The organism is Streptomyces sp. L-9-10 (assembly GCF_004151105.1).
Taxonomy (GTDB): domain Bacteria; phylum Actinomycetota; class Actinomycetes; order Streptomycetales; family Streptomycetaceae; genus Streptomyces.
Window position 1 is genome coordinate 48,450 of sequence record NZ_PHRF01000035.1, and the last position, 16,122, is coordinate 64,571.

The 16,122-nt window shown below is 71.7% G+C and carries 14 protein-coding genes; 10 read left to right on the forward strand and 4 right to left on the reverse strand.

Going from position 1 to position 16,122, the window contains the following annotated elements:
• The first annotated feature begins 5 nt into the window (after window positions 1-5).
• From CU044_RS09510 to fdhD, 3 genes are read left to right on the forward strand one after another with little or no spacing between them, the layout of a single operon-like run.
• Window positions 6-1,895, forward strand: a complete 1,890-nt coding sequence (locus CU044_RS09510) for an NAD(P)H-dependent oxidoreductase subunit E (protein ID WP_129768048.1) — start codon at window positions 6-8, stop codon at window positions 1,893-1,895.
• Window positions 1,892-2,749 (forward strand): 2Fe-2S iron-sulfur cluster-binding protein, encoded by an 858-nt coding sequence (locus CU044_RS09515; protein WP_129768049.1) that lies wholly within the window; start codon window positions 1,892-1,894, stop codon window positions 2,747-2,749. The genes CU044_RS09510 and CU044_RS09515 overlap by 4 nt, the downstream gene beginning before the upstream one ends.
• 30 nt (window positions 2,750-2,779) lie before the next feature.
• Window positions 2,780-3,619, forward strand: a complete 840-nt coding sequence (gene fdhD / locus CU044_RS09520; protein ID WP_129768050.1) for a formate dehydrogenase accessory sulfurtransferase FdhD — start codon at window positions 2,780-2,782, stop codon at window positions 3,617-3,619.
• Between the two features lie 204 nt (window positions 3,620-3,823).
• Here fdhD and CU044_RS09525 read toward each other — a convergent pair whose 3' ends face one another.
• A complete protein-coding gene (locus tag CU044_RS09525; RefSeq protein WP_129768051.1) occupies window positions 3,824-4,891 on the reverse strand; it encodes a bile acid:sodium symporter family protein in 1,068 nt (355 codons plus the stop codon).
• A 126-nt stretch (window positions 4,892-5,017) separates the two neighbouring features.
• Between CU044_RS09525 and CU044_RS09530 the strand changes: the two genes are divergently transcribed.
• The 3 genes from CU044_RS09530 (at window position 5,018) to CU044_RS09540 (ending at window position 8,935) form a co-directional block, all read left to right on the forward strand.
• On the forward strand, window positions 5,018-5,899 hold the full coding sequence (locus CU044_RS09530; protein WP_129768052.1) for a LysR substrate-binding domain-containing protein: 882 nt from the start codon (window positions 5,018-5,020) through the stop codon (window positions 5,897-5,899).
• Between the two features lie 288 nt (window positions 5,900-6,187).
• Complete coding sequence (locus CU044_RS09535; protein WP_129768053.1) at window positions 6,188-8,011, forward strand: AMP-dependent synthetase/ligase; 1,824 nt, start codon at window positions 6,188-6,190, stop codon at window positions 8,009-8,011.
• A gap of 93 nt (window positions 8,012-8,104) precedes the next feature.
• A complete protein-coding gene (locus tag CU044_RS09540) occupies window positions 8,105-8,935 on the forward strand; it encodes an aldo/keto reductase (protein ID WP_165371834.1) in 831 nt (276 codons plus the stop codon).
• Between the two features lie 69 nt (window positions 8,936-9,004).
• Here the strand turns inward: CU044_RS09540 and CU044_RS09545 are convergent, their stop codons facing one another.
• Both CU044_RS09545 and CU044_RS09550 read right to left on the reverse strand, forming a co-directional pair.
• Window positions 9,005-9,955 carry an AraC family transcriptional regulator gene (locus tag CU044_RS09545; protein ID WP_129768054.1) on the reverse strand — a complete coding sequence of 317 codons (951 nt, stop codon included), beginning with the start codon at window positions 9,953-9,955 and terminating at the stop codon, window positions 9,005-9,007.
• 56 nt (window positions 9,956-10,011) lie between these two features.
• Window positions 10,012-10,317 carry a 4a-hydroxytetrahydrobiopterin dehydratase gene (locus CU044_RS09550; RefSeq protein WP_129768055.1) on the reverse strand — a complete coding sequence of 102 codons (306 nt, stop codon included), beginning with the start codon at window positions 10,315-10,317 and terminating at the stop codon, window positions 10,012-10,014.
• A 142-nt stretch (window positions 10,318-10,459) separates the two neighbouring features.
• On the opposite strand from CU044_RS09550, the gene CU044_RS09555 reads away from it, so the two are divergent.
• Together CU044_RS09555 and CU044_RS09560 are read left to right on the forward strand one after the other, a co-directional pair.
• Window positions 10,460-11,320 (forward strand): helix-turn-helix transcriptional regulator, encoded by an 861-nt coding sequence (locus CU044_RS09555; RefSeq protein ID WP_129768220.1) that lies wholly within the window; start codon window positions 10,460-10,462, stop codon window positions 11,318-11,320.
• Window positions 11,321-11,388: 68 nt separating this feature from the next.
• Entirely contained in the window at window positions 11,389-12,537 is a 1,149-nt protein-coding gene (locus tag CU044_RS09560; RefSeq protein WP_129768056.1) for a serine hydrolase domain-containing protein, read from the forward strand.
• 57 nt (window positions 12,538-12,594) lie between these two features.
• On the opposite strand, the gene CU044_RS09565 is transcribed toward CU044_RS09560, so the two are convergent.
• The gene (locus CU044_RS09565; RefSeq protein WP_205124061.1) at window positions 12,595-13,941 is read right to left on the reverse strand and encodes a hypothetical protein; all 1,347 of its coding nucleotides are present in this window, start codon (window positions 13,939-13,941) and stop codon (window positions 12,595-12,597) included.
• A 310-nt stretch (window positions 13,942-14,251) separates the two neighbouring features.
• On the opposite strand from CU044_RS09565, the gene CU044_RS09570 reads away from it, so the two are divergent.
• Window positions 14,252-15,529 carry a molybdopterin-dependent oxidoreductase gene (locus CU044_RS09570; protein WP_129768058.1) on the forward strand — a complete coding sequence of 426 codons (1,278 nt, stop codon included), beginning with the start codon at window positions 14,252-14,254 and terminating at the stop codon, window positions 15,527-15,529.
• A complete protein-coding gene (locus tag CU044_RS09575; RefSeq protein WP_240045473.1) occupies window positions 15,526-16,104 on the forward strand; it encodes a hypothetical protein in 579 nt (192 codons plus the stop codon). Before CU044_RS09570 ends, CU044_RS09575 begins: the two co-directional genes overlap by 4 nt.
• Window positions 16,105-16,122: the final 18 nt, after the last annotated feature.

Consider the following 16,122-nt stretch of genomic DNA (forward strand, 5'->3'; position numbering starts at 1 on the left):
ACTCAGTGGACCTGCACTTCGGTGACAGCAAACCGACCGACGAGGAGCGGGCGGCGGTCGACGCGCTGCTCGGCCCGCCGGCCTCGGCCTGGGAAGGCGCGGAGGACCGTACGGACACGGATCTGCGCTGGGCACGGGGCGGTCGCGAGGCCCGAGCGCGAAGAGACCTGCTGTTGCCGGGGTTGCACGCGGTCAACGACCGCGTCGGCTGGATCAGCGAGGGCGCGCTGGACTACCTCTGCCGACGGCTCACGGTACCGCCGGCGGAGGCGTACGGCGTCGCCACGTTCTACGCGATGTTCGCGGTCACACCGCGCCCCGCGAAGGTGCTGCACGTCTGCACCGACCTGGCCTGCGCCGCCCATGGCTCCCAGGCGCTCTGCGCGAGCCTGGAAGAGCGGCTGGGAGCCGCGGGCACGCCCACGGGCGGCGCCGTCTGGCAGCCGAGCCCCTGTCTCGGCCTCTGCGAGCGCGCCCCGGCGGCGCTGCTCATCCAGGCGGGGCCGGCGGAGGACGCCGGAGCGACGGAGCCGCCGTCCCGGCCGTACGCCACGGCCGTCGTCGCCCCCGCCACCGCCGAGGCGCTCGTCCTGGCCACGGCCGCGCCCGAGGCCGCGCCCGCGGAACCCGCCGCGGCGATGGCCGTACCGCAGGCCGGGCAGCCGGGGCTGACGCTGCTCGGCCGCGTCGGGGTCGTCGATCCGTACAGCCTCGACGACTACCGGGCGCACGGCGGTTACGCGGCGCTGCGGCGGGCCTTCGGCATCGGGCCCGCCGGTGTCATCAGGGAGGTCACCGACGCCGGTCTGGTCGGCCGCGGCGGCGCGGCCTTCCCCACCGGCCGCAAGTGGCAGGCCACCGCCTCGCAGCCGGCCCACCCGCACTATCTGGTCTGCAACGCCGACGAGTCGGAGCCCGGCACCTTCAAGGACCGGGTGGTCATGGAGGGCGATCCGTACTCCCTGATCGAGTCGATGACCATCGCCGGATACGCGGTCGGCGCGCACCACGGCTATCTCTATCTGCGCGGCGAGTATCCGCGCGCCCTGCGCCTCCTCCAGAACGCGATCGACCAGGCGCGCGCCCGCGGACTGCTCGGGGACGACATCCTCGGCCAGGGATTCGCCTTCGACATCGAGATCCGGCGCGGTGCGGGCGCGTACATCTGCGGCGAGGAGACCGCGCTGTTCAACTCCATCGAGGGCTACCGCGGTGAGCCGCGCTCCAAGCCGCCCTTCCCGGTGGAACAGGGCCTGTTCGGCAAGCCGACCGCCGAGAACAACGTCGAGACACTGATCAACGTGCTGCCGATCCTGACCGGCGGCGCCCAGGCGTACGCGGCGATCGGCACGCCCCAGTCCACCGGGCCCAAGCTGTTCTGTGTCTCCGGCAGTGTGTCGCGTCCCGGAATCTACGAACTGCCCTTCGGTGCCACGCTGGGCGAGCTGCTCGATCTGGCGGGCACACCGGGCGAGGTGCGCGCGATCCTGCTCGGCGGCGCCGCGGGCGGGTTCGTACGCCCCGACGAGCGGGACATCCCGCTCACCTTCGAGGGAACGAGAGCGGCCGGCACCACACTCGGATCCGGTGTGGTGCTGGTGATGGACGACACCGTGCGGCTGCCCCGGATGCTGCTCCGTATCGCCGAGTTCTTCCGCGACGAGTCCTGCGGGCAGTGTGTGCCCTGCCGGGTCGGCACGGTACGGCAGGAGGAAGCCCTGCACCGGATCCTGGACCGCACGGGCGCCGAGGCCGCCGGGGACATCGCGCTGCTGCGCGAGGTCGGCCGGGCCATGAAGGACGCGTCCATCTGCGGTCTCGGACAGACCGCGTGGAACGCCGTCGAGTCCGCCATCGACCGTCTGGACGTCTTCGAGTCAAGGGGTGCCGAGTGACCGCGATACCGCTTCAACCACCGCGCCGGCTCATCGAGTTCACCCTGGACGGCCAGGAGACCCGGGTACCGGAGGGGTCCACACTGCTCGACGCCTGCCGGGCCGCGGGCAAGGACATCCCGACGCTCTGCGAGGGCGACACACTGACCCCCAAGAACGCCTGCCGGGTGTGTGTCGTCGAGGTCGAGGGCGCCCGTACGCTGGCGCCCGCCTGCTCGCGCCGCGCGGAGGCGGGCATGGACGTCCGTACGGACACCGAGCGCGCCCGGCACAGCCGGAAGATCGTCCTCGAACTCCTCGCCTCGTCGACCGATCTCTCGACCACCCCGAGGGCCGCGGAGTGGCTCAAGGAGTACGACGCGAAGCCCGAGCGCTTCGGGCCCGACGCGGCCAGGCTGAACGAGGAACCGAAGATCGACAATGATCTGTACGTCCGCGACTACGACAAGTGCATCCAGTGCTACAAGTGTGTCGACGCATGCGGTGAGCAGTGGCAGAATTCCTTCGCGATCTCCGTTGCGGGCCGCGGCTTCGACGCCCGTATCTCCACCGAGCACGACACACCGCTCACCGATTCGGCCTGTGTCTACTGCGGTAACTGCATCGAGGTCTGCCCGACCGGAGCACTCAGCTTCAAGTCGGAATTCGACATGCGGGAGGCCGGTACCTGGAACGAACCGGCCCAGACGGAGACCACCACGATCTGCGCCTACTGCGGTGTCGGCTGCAATCTGACACTGCACGTGCAGGACAATGAGATCGTGAAGGTCACCTCGCCGCACGACAACCCGGTGACGCACGGAAACCTCTGCATCAAGGGCCGTTTCGGCTACCAGCACGTACAGCAGCACTGACTTCGGCACCGACGAGTAGGACTGGATCACATGGGACGGGTCACCGAGCGCCGCCGCACCATCCGTATCCGGGACGGAGCCGTCTCGACCCGTCCCGACACCCTGGTGGCGGAAGAGCCGCTGGAAATCCGGCTGAACGGCAAACCCCTCGCCATCACCATGCGCACGCCGGGCGACGACTTCGCGCTCGCGGCGGGCTTCCTGGTCAGCGAAGGGGTCCTGGCGGCGGGATCCGACGTCCAGTCCATCGTGTACTGCGCCGGAGCGAAGGACGACGGCTCGAACACGTACAACGTGGTCGACGTACGGCTGGCGCCGGGAGTCCCCGTGCCGGACATCACGCTGGAGCGCAATGTCTACACGACCTCGTCGTGCGGGCTGTGCGGCAAGGCCAGCCTGGACGCCGTACGGACCACCGCCCGGTTCCCGATCAATGACACTCCCCCGGTCCGCGTCGAACCCGCGCTGCTCTCCGGTCTCCCCGACCGGCTGCGAGCGGCACAGCAGGTCTTCGACCGGACGGGGGGCCTCCACGCGGCCGCGCTGTTCTCCGAGGACGGCGAGATGCTCGACATCCGGGAGGACGTCGGCCGCCACAACGCCGTCGACAAGCTCGTCGGCCGGGCACTGCGGCAGGACCTGCTGCCGCTCTCCCGGGCGATCCTGCTCGTCTCCGGCCGCGCTTCTTTCGAACTCGCACAGAAAGCCGTGATGGCGGGCATTCCTGTGCTGGCGGCGGTGTCGGCGCCTTCGTCGCTCGCCGTCGATCTCGCCGCGGAGACCGGGCTCACGCTCGTCGGCTTCCTCCGCGGCACCTCCATGAACGTGTACGCGGGGGACGGGAGGATCGCCCTTCACACCGGGGTCTGACCACCCCCGCTGCACGGAACAGGGCCCGGCCGGCGGGGAGCGCCCCCTGCGTCGGCCGGGTCCTTTCTCATGTCTCTCTTTTTGGGGCTCGGTTCGCCTCCGGGGCGCTTCGCGCCGACGCCGTGAGGCCCACCGTGCTCGATTCGCTCGTTCCTCACGAACCTCCGCGCGCTCGGCCTCACGGCGTCGGCGCGCCCCTTCGGCTCACTCGCCGGCGGACGTGGAGACGGGCGTACGGATCGAGGCGGGCCGCTTCCGGGGTCCTGGGAGACCCGACGGTTCCGACGACCCGGTGTCACGTGCCCGGCGCTTCGCGATCACCGCGCACACCATCAACTGCATCTGGTGGAACAGCATCAGCGGCAGTACGGCCAGGCTCGCCTGCGCGCCGAACAGCACGCTCGCCATGGGCAGCCCCGCCGCCAGGCTCTTCTTCGATCCGGCGAACTGGATCGCGATCCGGTCCGCGCGGCCGAAGCCCAGGCGCTTGCCGCCGTACCAGCTCAGCGAGAGCATCACCGCGAGCAGCACCGCCTCGACGCCCAGCAGCACCGCCAGCCTGGCGGGGGTCACCTGGTGCCAGATGCCCGCGGCCATGCCCTGGCTGAACGCGGTGTAGACGACCAGCAGGACCGAGCCTCGGTCGACCAGGCCGAGCAGAGTGCGGTGGCGGGTGAGGAAGCCGACGATCCAGCGGCGCAGCAACTGGCCCGCGAGGAACGGCAGCAGCAGTTGGGCGACGATCTTGAACAGCGAGTCGGCGGAGAAGCCGGTCGTCCCGCCGCCGATCAGCAGCGCCGCGAGCAGGGGGGTGATCACGATGCCGACGAGGCTGGAGAACGATCCGGCGCAGATCGCGGCGGCCACATTGCCGCGGGCGATGGAGGTGAAGGCGATGGACGACTGGACCGTGGAGGGCACCAGGCAGAGGAAGAGGAGTCCGCTGTAGAGCTCGGGGGTCAGGGCGAACGGTACGAGCCCCCGCGCCGCCAGCCCCAGCAGCGGGAAGAGCAGGAACGTACAGGCGAGGACGGTCAGATGGAGCCGCCAGTGCTTCAGCCCGTCGACCATCTCGCGGGTGGAGAGCCGTGCCCCGTAGAGGAAGAACAGCAGCGCCACCGCGCCCGTCGAGGCCCCGCCCGCGACGTCGGCGACCGTGCCGGAGGCCGGCAGCAGCGCGGCGAGGGCGACGGTTCCGATGAGCGCCAGGATGTAGGGGTCGACAGGCAGCCAGGACGGGATCCGGATGCGCGGGGAAGGACGGCGGTTCATGTGCTCCACTACTGGCTGTCGGTACAGTGCGTGCCTCCCCATGCTCCCCCTGTTCTCCATGATCGGGAATCCCGCATACCGCTCTCACTGTCATCGTGATTTGTGATAACGCTCTAACCTGGCGGTATGTACGACCCACGACAGCTGCGCACCTTCCTTGCCGTGGCCCAGACCCTGAGTTTCACGCAGGCCGCGCACCGGCTCGGGCTGCGCCAGTCCACGGTGAGCCAGCACATCCGCCGTCTTGAGGAGGCGACGGGGCGGCTGCTGTTCACCCGGGACACCCACAGCGTGGAGCTGACCGAGGACGGCGAGGCCATGCTCGGCTTCGCCCGGACGATCCTGGCGGCCCACGACCGGGCGGCTGCCTACTTCACCGGGACCCGGCTGCGCGGCCGGCTCAGGTTCGGCGCCTCGGAGGACTTCGTCCTCACCCGGCTCCCGGAGATCCTGGAGACCTTCCGGCGCGACCATCCCGAGGTCGACCTGGAACTGACCGTGGAGCTCTCCGGCATCCTGCACGAACAGCTGGCGGACGGCCGGCTCGATCTGGTGCTGGCCAAACGCCGTACGGGCGACCGTCACGGTGAGCTGGTCTGGCAGTCCACCCTGGCCTGGATCGGGGCGCCACAGCTGCGTCTGGACCCGGAGCGTCCGGTCCCGCTGATCGCCTTTCCGCCGCCCGCCCTCACCCGCGCCCGCGCGCTGGAGGTGCTGGAGGCGCACGACCGGCGCTGGCGCATCGCGTGTACGAGCGGCAGCCTGAGCGGGCTGATCGCGGCGGCCCGCGCGGGGCTCGGCGTCATGGCGCACACCAGGGGGCTGATACCGCCGGGCCTGGTGCCGGTCCCGGCGAAGGCCGGGCTGCCCGAGCTGGGCGGCGTGGACTTCGTCCTGCTGCACGGCCGGCGGCGCGGCCGCCCGGAGACCCAGGAGGCGGCGGACGCGCTGGCGGCGGCGATCCTGGCGGGCGGCGACCGGCTGCACCGTCCGGCGGCGGACAGCTGACGGTCGCCGGGCCCTCGGCGGGGCGCGCACGGACGACGCCACAGGTACGGACCAAGGCCCCTGCTCGGTAGAGCGCGCGTGACAGCGGCGTACGGATTCGGTGGAGATTCACCCGCCGGCCACTTACTCCACGGTCAGATGTCTGCCACGAGCCTGCGAAAGCGGGCTCGAATCGGGCGCTGACCTGTGGCGATACGGCTTCGCTCCGGTTCGCGGACACTCTCCCCCCGGAACGCCCGTTGGGGTACCGTCACCCGCGCTGTGCGGAGCGCCACAAGGAGCAGGTCATTGCGCGAGTTCACCGTCCCCCCTCTGCCGGCCGCCCCCCACGTCGGTGGGCTCGCGGACGCCGTGTTCGATCATGCCGTCGACGATCCGCGACGGATCGCGCTCGGCCGCAAGGACGAGCGCGGCCAGTGGTGGGACATGACCTCGGCCGCGTTCCGCGACGAGGTGCTGGGGCTGGCCAAGGGGCTGCTGGCGCACGGCGTACGGTTCGGCGACCGGGTCGCGATCATGTCCCGTACCCGCTACGAGTGGACGCTCTTCGACTTCGCGCTCTGGACGGTCGGCGCGCAGTCCGTACCGGTCTATCCGACGTCCTCGGCCGAACAGGTCTACTGGATGCTGTACGACGCCGAGGTCTCGGCCTGCATGGTCGAACACGAGGACCACGCCATGACCATCGGTTCGGTCATCGACCGGCTGCCCAGGCTCAAACGGCTCTGGCAGCTGGACGCCGACGCGGTGGGCGAGCTGTTCGCGGCGGGCGCCGGGATCGACGACGAGGTGGTGCACCGGCACCGCAGGGCGGTGACTCCGGACTCCGTGGCCACGGTCATCTACACCTCGGGCACCACCGGACGCCCCAAAGGATGTGTGATCACCCACGCCTGCTTCATGTTCGAGGCGGACACCGTCCTCACACGCTGGGAGCCCGTCTTCCGCGCGAAGGCCGGTGGCGAGACGTCGACCCTGCTCTTCCTGCCGCTCGCGCATGTCTTCGGGCGGATGATCGAGATCGCGGCGATCCGCGGCCGGGTGAAGCTGGGCCATCAGCCCGTCCTCCAGGCGAGCGCGCTGCTGCCCGATCTGGTGGCGTTCCGGCCGTCGTTCATCCTGGCCGTGCCGTACATCTTCGAGAAGGTCTACCACGCGGCGCGCCGCAAGGCGGAGACGGAGGGCAGGGCCGGGCCCTTCGACAAGGCCGTGGACGTGGCGGTGCGTTACGCGGAAGCGCTGGAGCACCGCGCCTTCGGCCTCGGTCCCGGCCCCTCGGCGACGCTGCGGGTACAGCACCAGTTCTTCGAGAAGGCCGTCTACAGCAAAGTCCGTGACGCGATGGGCGGCCGGGTACGGCACGCCATGTCGGGCGGTTCGGCGATGGACCGGCGGCTCGGGCTGTTCTTCGCGGGCGCGGGCGTCACCGTCTACGAGGGATACGGGCTCACCGAGTCCTGCGCGGCGGCCACCGCCAACCCGCCGGAGCGCACCCGCTACGGCACGGTGGGCCAGCCGATCCCCGGCACCTCGGTGCATATCGCGGCGGACGGCGAGGTGTGGCTGAGCGGCGACCAGATCTTCTCGGGCTATCTCAACGACCCCAAGTCCACCGACGCCGTACTGCACGACGGCTGGCTGGCCACCGGTGATCTCGGGTCGCTCGACGAGGACGGCTATCTGACCATCACCGGCCGGAAGAAGGAGATCCTGGTCACCTCCGGCGGCAAGAGCGTCTCGCCCGGCGCCCTGGAGGACCGGGTACGGGCGCATCCGCTGGTGTCCCAGTGCATCGTGGTCGGCAACGACCGGCCGTACATCGCGGCGCTGGTGACCGTGGACCGGGAGGCCGTCGACCACTGGCTCTCCATCCAGGGCAGGTCACCGCTCAAACCCACCGATCTCGTGCGGGACAAGGACCTGGAGACGGAGATCCGGCGCGCGGTGGTGGCCGCGAACACGGCGGTGTCCCAGGCCGAGTCGATCCGTACGTTCCGGATCCTCGCGCATCCGTTCAGCGAGGAACAGGGGCTGCTGACACCGTCGCTGAAACTCAAGCGCAAAGCGATCGAGGCCGCCTACGCGGTCGAGGTGGACGCGCTCTACCGGTGAGGTGCCCACGGACTCCGCGCGGACGGGAATCCGCCCGCCGCCGTGACCGTTGTCCTCAGAAGAAGCTACCGACGACGTTAGGATCGACCGCTCGTGAGCAAGGTCCCCACCCTCACCCTCAACAACGGCATCGAGATGCCCCAGCTCGGCTTCGGTGTCTGGCAGGTCCCGGACGACGAGGCGACGCGGGCCGTCGGCACCGCGCTGGAGGCCGGCTACCGCAGCATCGACACCGCCGCCATCTACGGCAACGAAGAGGGCACGGGCAAGGCCATCGCGACCTCCGGCATCGCCCGTGAGGACCTCTTCGTCACCACCAAGCTGTGGAACAGCGAGCAGGGGTACGACACGACGCTGCGCGCCTTCGACGTCTCGCTGGAGAAGCTGGGCCTGGAGTACCTCGACCTCTATCTGATCCACTGGCCGAGGCCGGCCGTCGACGCCTACGTCGACACCTACAGGGCGTTCGAGAAGCTCCTGAGCGACGGCCGCGTCAAGGCCATCGGTGTCTCCAACTTCCTTCCGGAGCACCTGGAGCGGCTGCTCGGCGAGACCTCCGTGGTCCCCGCCGTCAACCAGATCGAGCTGCACCCGCAGCTTCAGCAGGGCGCGTCCCGCGCCGTGCACGAGAAGCACTCCATCGTCACCGAGGCGTGGTCGCCGCTCGGCCAGGGCAAGGGGCTGCTCGACGTCCCGACGGTGGTCGCCATCGCGCACAAGCACGACAGGACCCCGGCGCAGGTCGTGCTCCGCTGGCACATCCAGCTGGGGAACGTGGTGATCCCCAAGTCCGTGACGCCGTCCCGGATCCAGGAGAACATCGACGTCTTCGGCTTCGAGCTGGACGCCGACGATCTGGCGGCGTTCGCCGCGCTGGACGAGGGCAGGCGCATCGGTTCCGACCCGGCGGAGGTCAACGACTGACCCCGCCCCCGGACCCCCTGGCGCCGTCGGCCGGTACCGGCCGGCGGCGCCGTGGTCCACGGGCTCCCTCTAGGACCCGACCGGCAGCGCGCCCGACCGGTACTCCTGGGGGCTGACGCCGCGTACCCGTTTGAACGCCGCGCTCAGCGCGAACGAACCGCTGTAGCCGACCTTCCTGGCCACCGACTCGACGGTCGCGTCCGTGCCGCGCAGCAGATCCCCGGCGAGTGCGAGCCGCCAGCCGGTGAGATACGCCATCGGGGGCTCGCCGACCAGATCGGTGAAGCGGCGGGCGAGCCCGGCCCGTGAGACACCGCAGGCGGTGGCGAGCGAGGCGACCGTCCAGGGACGGGCCGGCTCGCTCTGGAGCAGCCGCAGGGCGTTGCCGACCGCCGGATCGGCCATGGCGCGGTACCAGCCGGGTGCCTCCGCGCCGGGCCGCGAGAACCACGCCCTGAGCACGGCGATCAGCATCAGATCGAGCACCCGGTCGAGCACCACGCTCTGGCCCGGCTCGTCCCGGGAGATCTCGTCGTCCAGCACGGGCATCAGCGGGCAGTTCCAGACATCGGCCGGCAGATGGAGCAGCGGCGGCAGCGCGTCCAGCAGCCGTCTGCTGACCTCGCCGTCCATCTGGTACGTACCGATGAGGACGGTCGTCCCGCCGTCGGGGGCGTTGCCCCAGGTCCGTACGCCCAGGTGCATGGACTGCGCGAGCGGCTCGCCCGCCAGGGTGCGGCAGGCGCCGCCGGGGCCGATCAGCGCGCGCGGTGCGGTGCCGGGGCTGTCGGCGGTGATGTACGGCTCGGGGCCGCGGGCGATCGCGACATCCCCGGGGCGCAGCGGCACCGGATCACCGCCCCCGTCGGGGACGATCCAGGCCTCGCCGCGGGTGACACACATCAGACACAACGGGGCCCGGTCCTCGATCCGGACGGACCACGGCGGCTCCATCACCATGCGCAGCAGAAAGGCCCCGCGCGCCCGCGGCCCGTCGAGGAGTCCCGCCAGTACGTCCATGGTCACCAGCGTAAATGGACCGGCCGGAGGGCCGGTCGCGGGACCGGTGGCGTCCGTCAGGAGGCGCCGTGCGCGGGGGCGAACGCCTCGACGCGCCGCGCCAGTTCGAAGTCCCGCCCGGTGAGCGCGCCGCCCGCGTCATGCGTACTCACCGCCAGGGCGACGGTGTTGTAGCGCAGGGTCAGAGCGGAGTGGTGGTTCAACTCCTCCTGGGTCCGCGCGATATGGACGACCATCGCGGTCGCCGCGAAGTGCGTGCCCAGCCGGTAGGTGCGGGTCAGCAGACCGTTCTCCACGGACCAGCCGGGAAGCTCCCGCAGCCGGTCCTCGATCTCGTTCTGCGACAGCGGCTCGGTGGCCATGGCCGGGCTCCTTACGGGAACGGGCAGCGACGCGGCCGACGATACGTCGTCTCCGCGCGCCCCCGGGTCCGCCGTGCCGCGCGCACCCCGTACGCCCCTGCCGGGACCGGTGCATTACGGTCCTCGTATGGCAGCCCACGGTATGACGGCTCAGGTCACGGCACCCGGCGTCGCACCGGCTCGTGCCGCCGAGCCGGGCGTCGGCCCCCTGCTGCGCGACTGGCGCAAACGGCGTCGGGTCAGCCAGCTGGAGCTGTCGATCCGGGCGGATTCGTCCGCCCGGCACATCAGCTTCATCGAGACGGGCCGGGCCCGCCCCAGCGAGGAGATGGTGCTGCGCCTCGCCGACCGGCTCGACGTACCGGTACGGGAACGCAACACGCTGCTGCTGGCGGCGGGTTACGCGCCCCGGTTCACCGAGACGGCGCTGGACGACCCGGCCATGGACGCCGTACGTGAGGGCCTGGACCGGCTGCTCCGGGGGTACGAGCCGTATCCGGCGGTCGTCGTGGACGGGACGTACACCGTGGTGGCCGCCAACCAGGGCGTCGCCATGCTGCTGGAGGGGGTGCCCGAGAAGCTGCTCGCGCCCCCGCTCAACTCGATGCGGCTCACCCTCCATCCGGAGGGTCTCGCTCCGCGCATCCGCAATCTGCGGGAGTGGCGCGGACATCTGCTCGACCAGATGGAGCGCCAGCTCGCGCTGCACCGCTCCCCCGCGCTGCGCGCGGTGTACGACGAGGTCGCCGCGTATCCGCCGCCGGGGTCCGGGGCATGGCAGGACGAGCCGCCGGCCGAGGACGCGAGCGCGCTCCGTTCCGTCGCGGGGCCGAGCTTCGCGCTGCCGATGATCATCGAGCACGACGGGCGGGTGCTCTCCTTCCTGTCGTCCATCTCCACCTTCAACACCCCGATGGACGTGACCGTCGCCGAACTGGCCATCGAGACGTTCGTCCCGGCGGATCCGGCCACGGTCGCCTATCTGACCTCGCGCGCCGCGTAACGCACCGCGATGAGTTCTTGCCGTGTCGGGAGTCCCCCCTCCGACCGCGCACACGGGAAGGTGGACCGATGACCACTCTGCACAACACCCTGGAGAAGCACGTCGCCGACGGCTCGATGCCGGGAGCCGTGGGCCTGGTGGCCCTCGACGACCGGGTCGAGGTGGCGGCCGTCGGCTCCACCGACTTCGGGGGCACGTCCCCGATGGCCAGGGACTCGATCTTCCGGATCGCCTCGATGACCAAGCCCGTCACGGCGGCGGCGGTCATGATGCTCGTCGACGACGGCCTGATCGCGCTGGACGACCCGGTCGCGCCCTGGCTCCCGGAGCTGGCCTCGCCGACCGTCGTCCGTACGCCGGTCGGTCCGGTGGACGACGTGGTCCCGGCCGTCCGGGCGATCACCGTGGCCGATCTGCTCACCTTCCGCGCCGGGTACGGGTTCCCGTCCGACTTCTCGCTGCCCGCGGTCGCGCTGCTGTTCAGCGAGCTGATGCAGGGAGCGCCGCAGCCGCAGCACGTGGCGGCGCCCGACGCGTGGATGGCGACGCTGTCCCGCATCCCCCTGCTGCACCAGCCGGGAGACGTCTGGCTGTACAACACCTGCTCCGACATCCTGGGCGTGCTGATCGCCAGGGTGGCGGGCCGTCCGCTGTCCGAGTTCCTGGCGGAGCGGCTGTTCGAACCGCTCTCCATGACCGACACGGGATTCGAGGTACCGGCGGGCAAGCTCGACCGGTTCACCGGCTACTACGGGGCGGGTCCGACGGACGGCCCCGAGCTGGTCGACGCCCCCGACGGTCAGTGGAGCAGCCCGCCCGCGTTCCCGTCCGGCGCCGGAGGACTGGTCTCGACCGCCGACGACTGGTACGGCTTCGCCCGGATGCTGCTCGCCGAAGGGACGTTCGGCGGCCACCGGCTGCTGTCGCCCGCGTCGGTCCGGCGGATGACCACCGACCATCTCACCCCGGCCCAGCGCGCGGCGAGCACGCTGTTCCTGGAGGGCCAGGGCTGGGGTTTCGGCGGCTCGGTCGATGTCGCGGAGACCGATCCCTGGAATGTGCCGGGACGGTACGGCTGGGTCGGCGGTACGGGCACGGCGGGGCATCTCGTCCCGTCCACCGGGGCGGTCACGATCCTGCTCAGCCAGCGGGCGATGACCGGCCCGACCCCGCCGCCGCTGATGCGGGACTTCTGGCGGTACGCGGCCGGCGTCTGAGACCGCGCCGGAGCGCGAGCCCTGTCGCCGCCCCGCGCGAGCCCCGGCGCGCCGCGGTCACCAGAGCGTCAGCAGCAGATGGTTGACGAGGAGAGCCAGGCCGGCCTGGGCCGCGAGCCAGCCGCGGTGGTCGCGGGCGGGCAGCAGCGCGGCGGCGGCCGGCAGCCAGAGCGTGAACGGCAGCCAGATGCGCTCCGTCTCGGCCTTGCTCATCCCGGAGAGATCCGCGACCAGCAGCGCCAGGAGCACGGCGGCCACCACCAGGGCGACCGTCCGGTCGGCGCTCCGTGGCCCCCGGCCGGTGGTACGTGGCCCTCGCCCGGGGCCCTGGGCGCCGCGGACGGTGGCCGGCAGGCGCCGGATCCCGGCGACGGCGGCGAGTCCCGCCGCGATCACCACACCGGCTCCATTGGCCCAGACCCAGTAGCCGTAGGGGCGGTCCCTGGCCACGCCCTGGTAGTAGCGCTCCACCAGCAGTCCGTACGCCTCCCACCACCGGAACCCGGCCAGCAGGAACGCCACCGCCACCATCGCGAACCCCAGGGCCGCGAAACCCAGCACGGGCAGCGGCCGTGCCCGCCGGGCGAGGACGAGCACCGCCACGGCCGGGAAGACCATCAGCGTCAGCCCGTACGACAGATGGACCGTCACCCCGAACAGCAGGCCGGAGCCGAGCGCGGCGGCCCGGGGCGCGCGGACGGTACGGGTGGCCGCGAGCGCCAGCAGGGCGAGCGCCCAGGCGGCGACGGCCGCGAAGTACCCGTCGGCGGAGGCGCCGACCCATACGGCGCCCGGGGCGAGGACGAGGAAGGGGGCCGCCGCGCGTGCCGCGCGCCCGGCGCCCAGCGCGCGCAGCGTGACAAGGACGGCGACGGCCGTCGAGGCGCCGGTGACCACGCAGAACGCGCCGGCCCACGCACCGCCGCCGAGCCCGATCCGGTCGAGTCCGACGAACGTCAGGACGGCGCCCGGCGGATGGCCCGCGATATGGGTCGGCCAGTTGTCCGGCGGGCCGATCAGGATGTGCCGGGTGAAGTCGCGCAGGGTGGCGGGGATGTCGTCGAACCGGTCGACACCGCTCAGATACTCGTGCCGGGTGGTCAGCCGGCCGGCCACGCCGCGCTGCCAGCCGTCCACCAGCGCCAGTGACCAGGTCCAGGCCAGCGCGGCGGCCCAACTGGCCCAGGTCAGCCGGCGCCAGGACAGCCGGGCGGCGAGGGGCGGACCGTACGCGATCACCGCGACGGCGGTCAGCAGCGCCGGGAGCGTGCCGGGTCCGAGGTGCGGCATCCACTGGGCCAGCAGGGGCGGCCAGCTGACGTGAAGGGTCCCGTCGTAGTGGTCGATCAGGGTGCCGGCCACGGCGGCGACGGCGAAGAGCAGCGCGCCCGCACCGGCCGCCATCAGGTCGGGCCGGCGGCCGGAGCGCTCCCTTGGGGCGGGCGGGGCGCACGCGGCGTCCGCCGCTTCTGGGGCTTCCGGCGTTCCTGGGGCTCCTGGGGCTCCGGAGCCCGCGCCGGGGCGGGGTAGCAGGGTCACGGCGTCACGTTAGGCACGCGGTCCCGCGTCCGGGGGCGACCGACAGGCCACGTCACCGAACCGTCAGATCTCCCGCCGTCCGGTCTCCCGCCGTCCGGGTCGGCGGTGACGGCGTCAGGGTTTCGTCATGCGTCGAAACCGCCTCCGGCGCGTTCCACGCCCTACGGTCGCCGGTATGAAAGTCCCCGCCCGCCTCACCCCGACGTGGCGCAGCCCGTTGCGCGGCCCCTGGCTGACCTCCGTCTTCGCCGTGGTGCTGCTGATCGGTATCCCCATCCTCTTCCTGACGGGGCTGCTGTCCTATCTCGCGTACAACCCCGATCTGTCCCCGGTCAACGACAAGACTCCGGACAAGGGGCTGCTCGGCTTCTATCTCTTCGCCTGGCCGACCGATCCCTACTGGCTCTACCGCGTCACGCAGGGCGTGCATGTGACGCTCGGGATCGTGCTCGTGCCGGTGCTGCTCGCGAAGCTGTGGTCGGTCGTGCCGAAGCTGTTCGTGATGCCGCCGGTGCGCTCGCCCGGCCACGCGCTGGACCGGCTGTCGCTGCTGTTCCTCGTCGGCGGCGGGCTGTTCGAGTTCATCACCGGCGTGCTCAACGTCCAGTTGGAGTACCTCTTCCCGGGGTCGTTCTATCCGCTGCACTTCTACGGGGCGTGGGTGTTCATCGGGGCGTTCATCGCCCATGCCGCCCTGCGGCTGCCGCGTACGGTACGGGCGCTGCGCGGCCGGGATCTCCGGGCCGAGCTGCGGACTCCGGTGGCGCGGACCGTACCCGAGCCGCTGGACGAGACCGGTCTCGTCTCCCGCGATCCGGCGCCGCCCACCCTCTCGCGGCGCGGCGCGCTCGGGATGGTCGGGCTGGGCTCGCTGGCGCTGCTCGCGGTGACGGCCGGTCAGAGCATCGGCGGCTCGCTGCGCGGTACGGCGCTGCTCGCCCCGCACGGCCGGAACCCCGGGCCCGGTCCGAACGGCTTCCAGATCAACAAGACGGCGAGGTCCGTCGGGATCCGGGCGCGGGACATCGGTCCCGACTGGCGGCTGACGGTACGGGGCGGCGGCCGGGAGACCGTACTGACCCGGGCCGAGCTGGAGCGGCTCCCCCGGCACGGGTCCGCGCTGCCGATCGCCTGCGTGGAGGGCTGGTCGACCTCCGACCAGCGGTGGGAGGGGGTCCGGCTGACCGATCTCGCCGCGCTGGTGGGGCTGGGGGACGCGGCGCCCAGCGTGTTCGTGGAGTCGGTGCAGTCGCACGGCTCCTTCCGGGAGGTGGCCCTGCGGGACAACCAGGTACGCGATCCGCGCTCGCTGCTCGCGCTCCGGGTCAACGGCGCGGAGCTGTCGGCGGATCACGGCTATCCGGCGAGGATCATCGTGCCGGGCGCGCCGGGTGTGATGAACACCAAGTGGGTCCGGCGGCTGAGCTTCGGGGAGTCGTCATGGCCCGTATGAGAATGCCGCGGGTGAGCCTGCGGGACCTGCGGGAGCTGCGCCGTCATCTGAACGTGCGCCGGCGCTTCCGTCGGCTGTACGGGGAGTCGCCCGCCCAACTCCTGATTCTGCTGGCCTCGTTCGCGCTCTGCGGATACGCCGGGATCCGGCTGCTCGCGGGCGACTGGCCGCTGATCGTGCTCTGGTTCGTGGGCGCGGCGGTGCTGCACGATCTCGTACTGGTGCCGCTGTACACGCTCGGCGACCGGGCCGTCAGGGCCGCCCTGGCACGGCCTCGGCGGCCGGTGCCGCGCGTCGGCGTCAACCACGTACGGGTTCCGGCCTTTCTCTCGCTGCTGTTGCTGCTGGTGTACTGGCCGCTGGTGCTGCGGACCCCGGAGCCCTACGAGCCGGCCACGCGGCTCGATATCGATGTCTTCCTGGGCCGCTGGCTGCTGATCACCGCCGCGCTGTTCGCGGTGTCCGCGGGCTGGCTGCTGGTCCGGGCCTGGCCGGATCTGTGGTCCCGCCGGCCGAAGGCGCCGTGGCGGCGGCCGCGGCCGGCCCCGTCGCCGGGCCGGTTGTCAGACCCATGACCCAGACTTGAGGGTCCG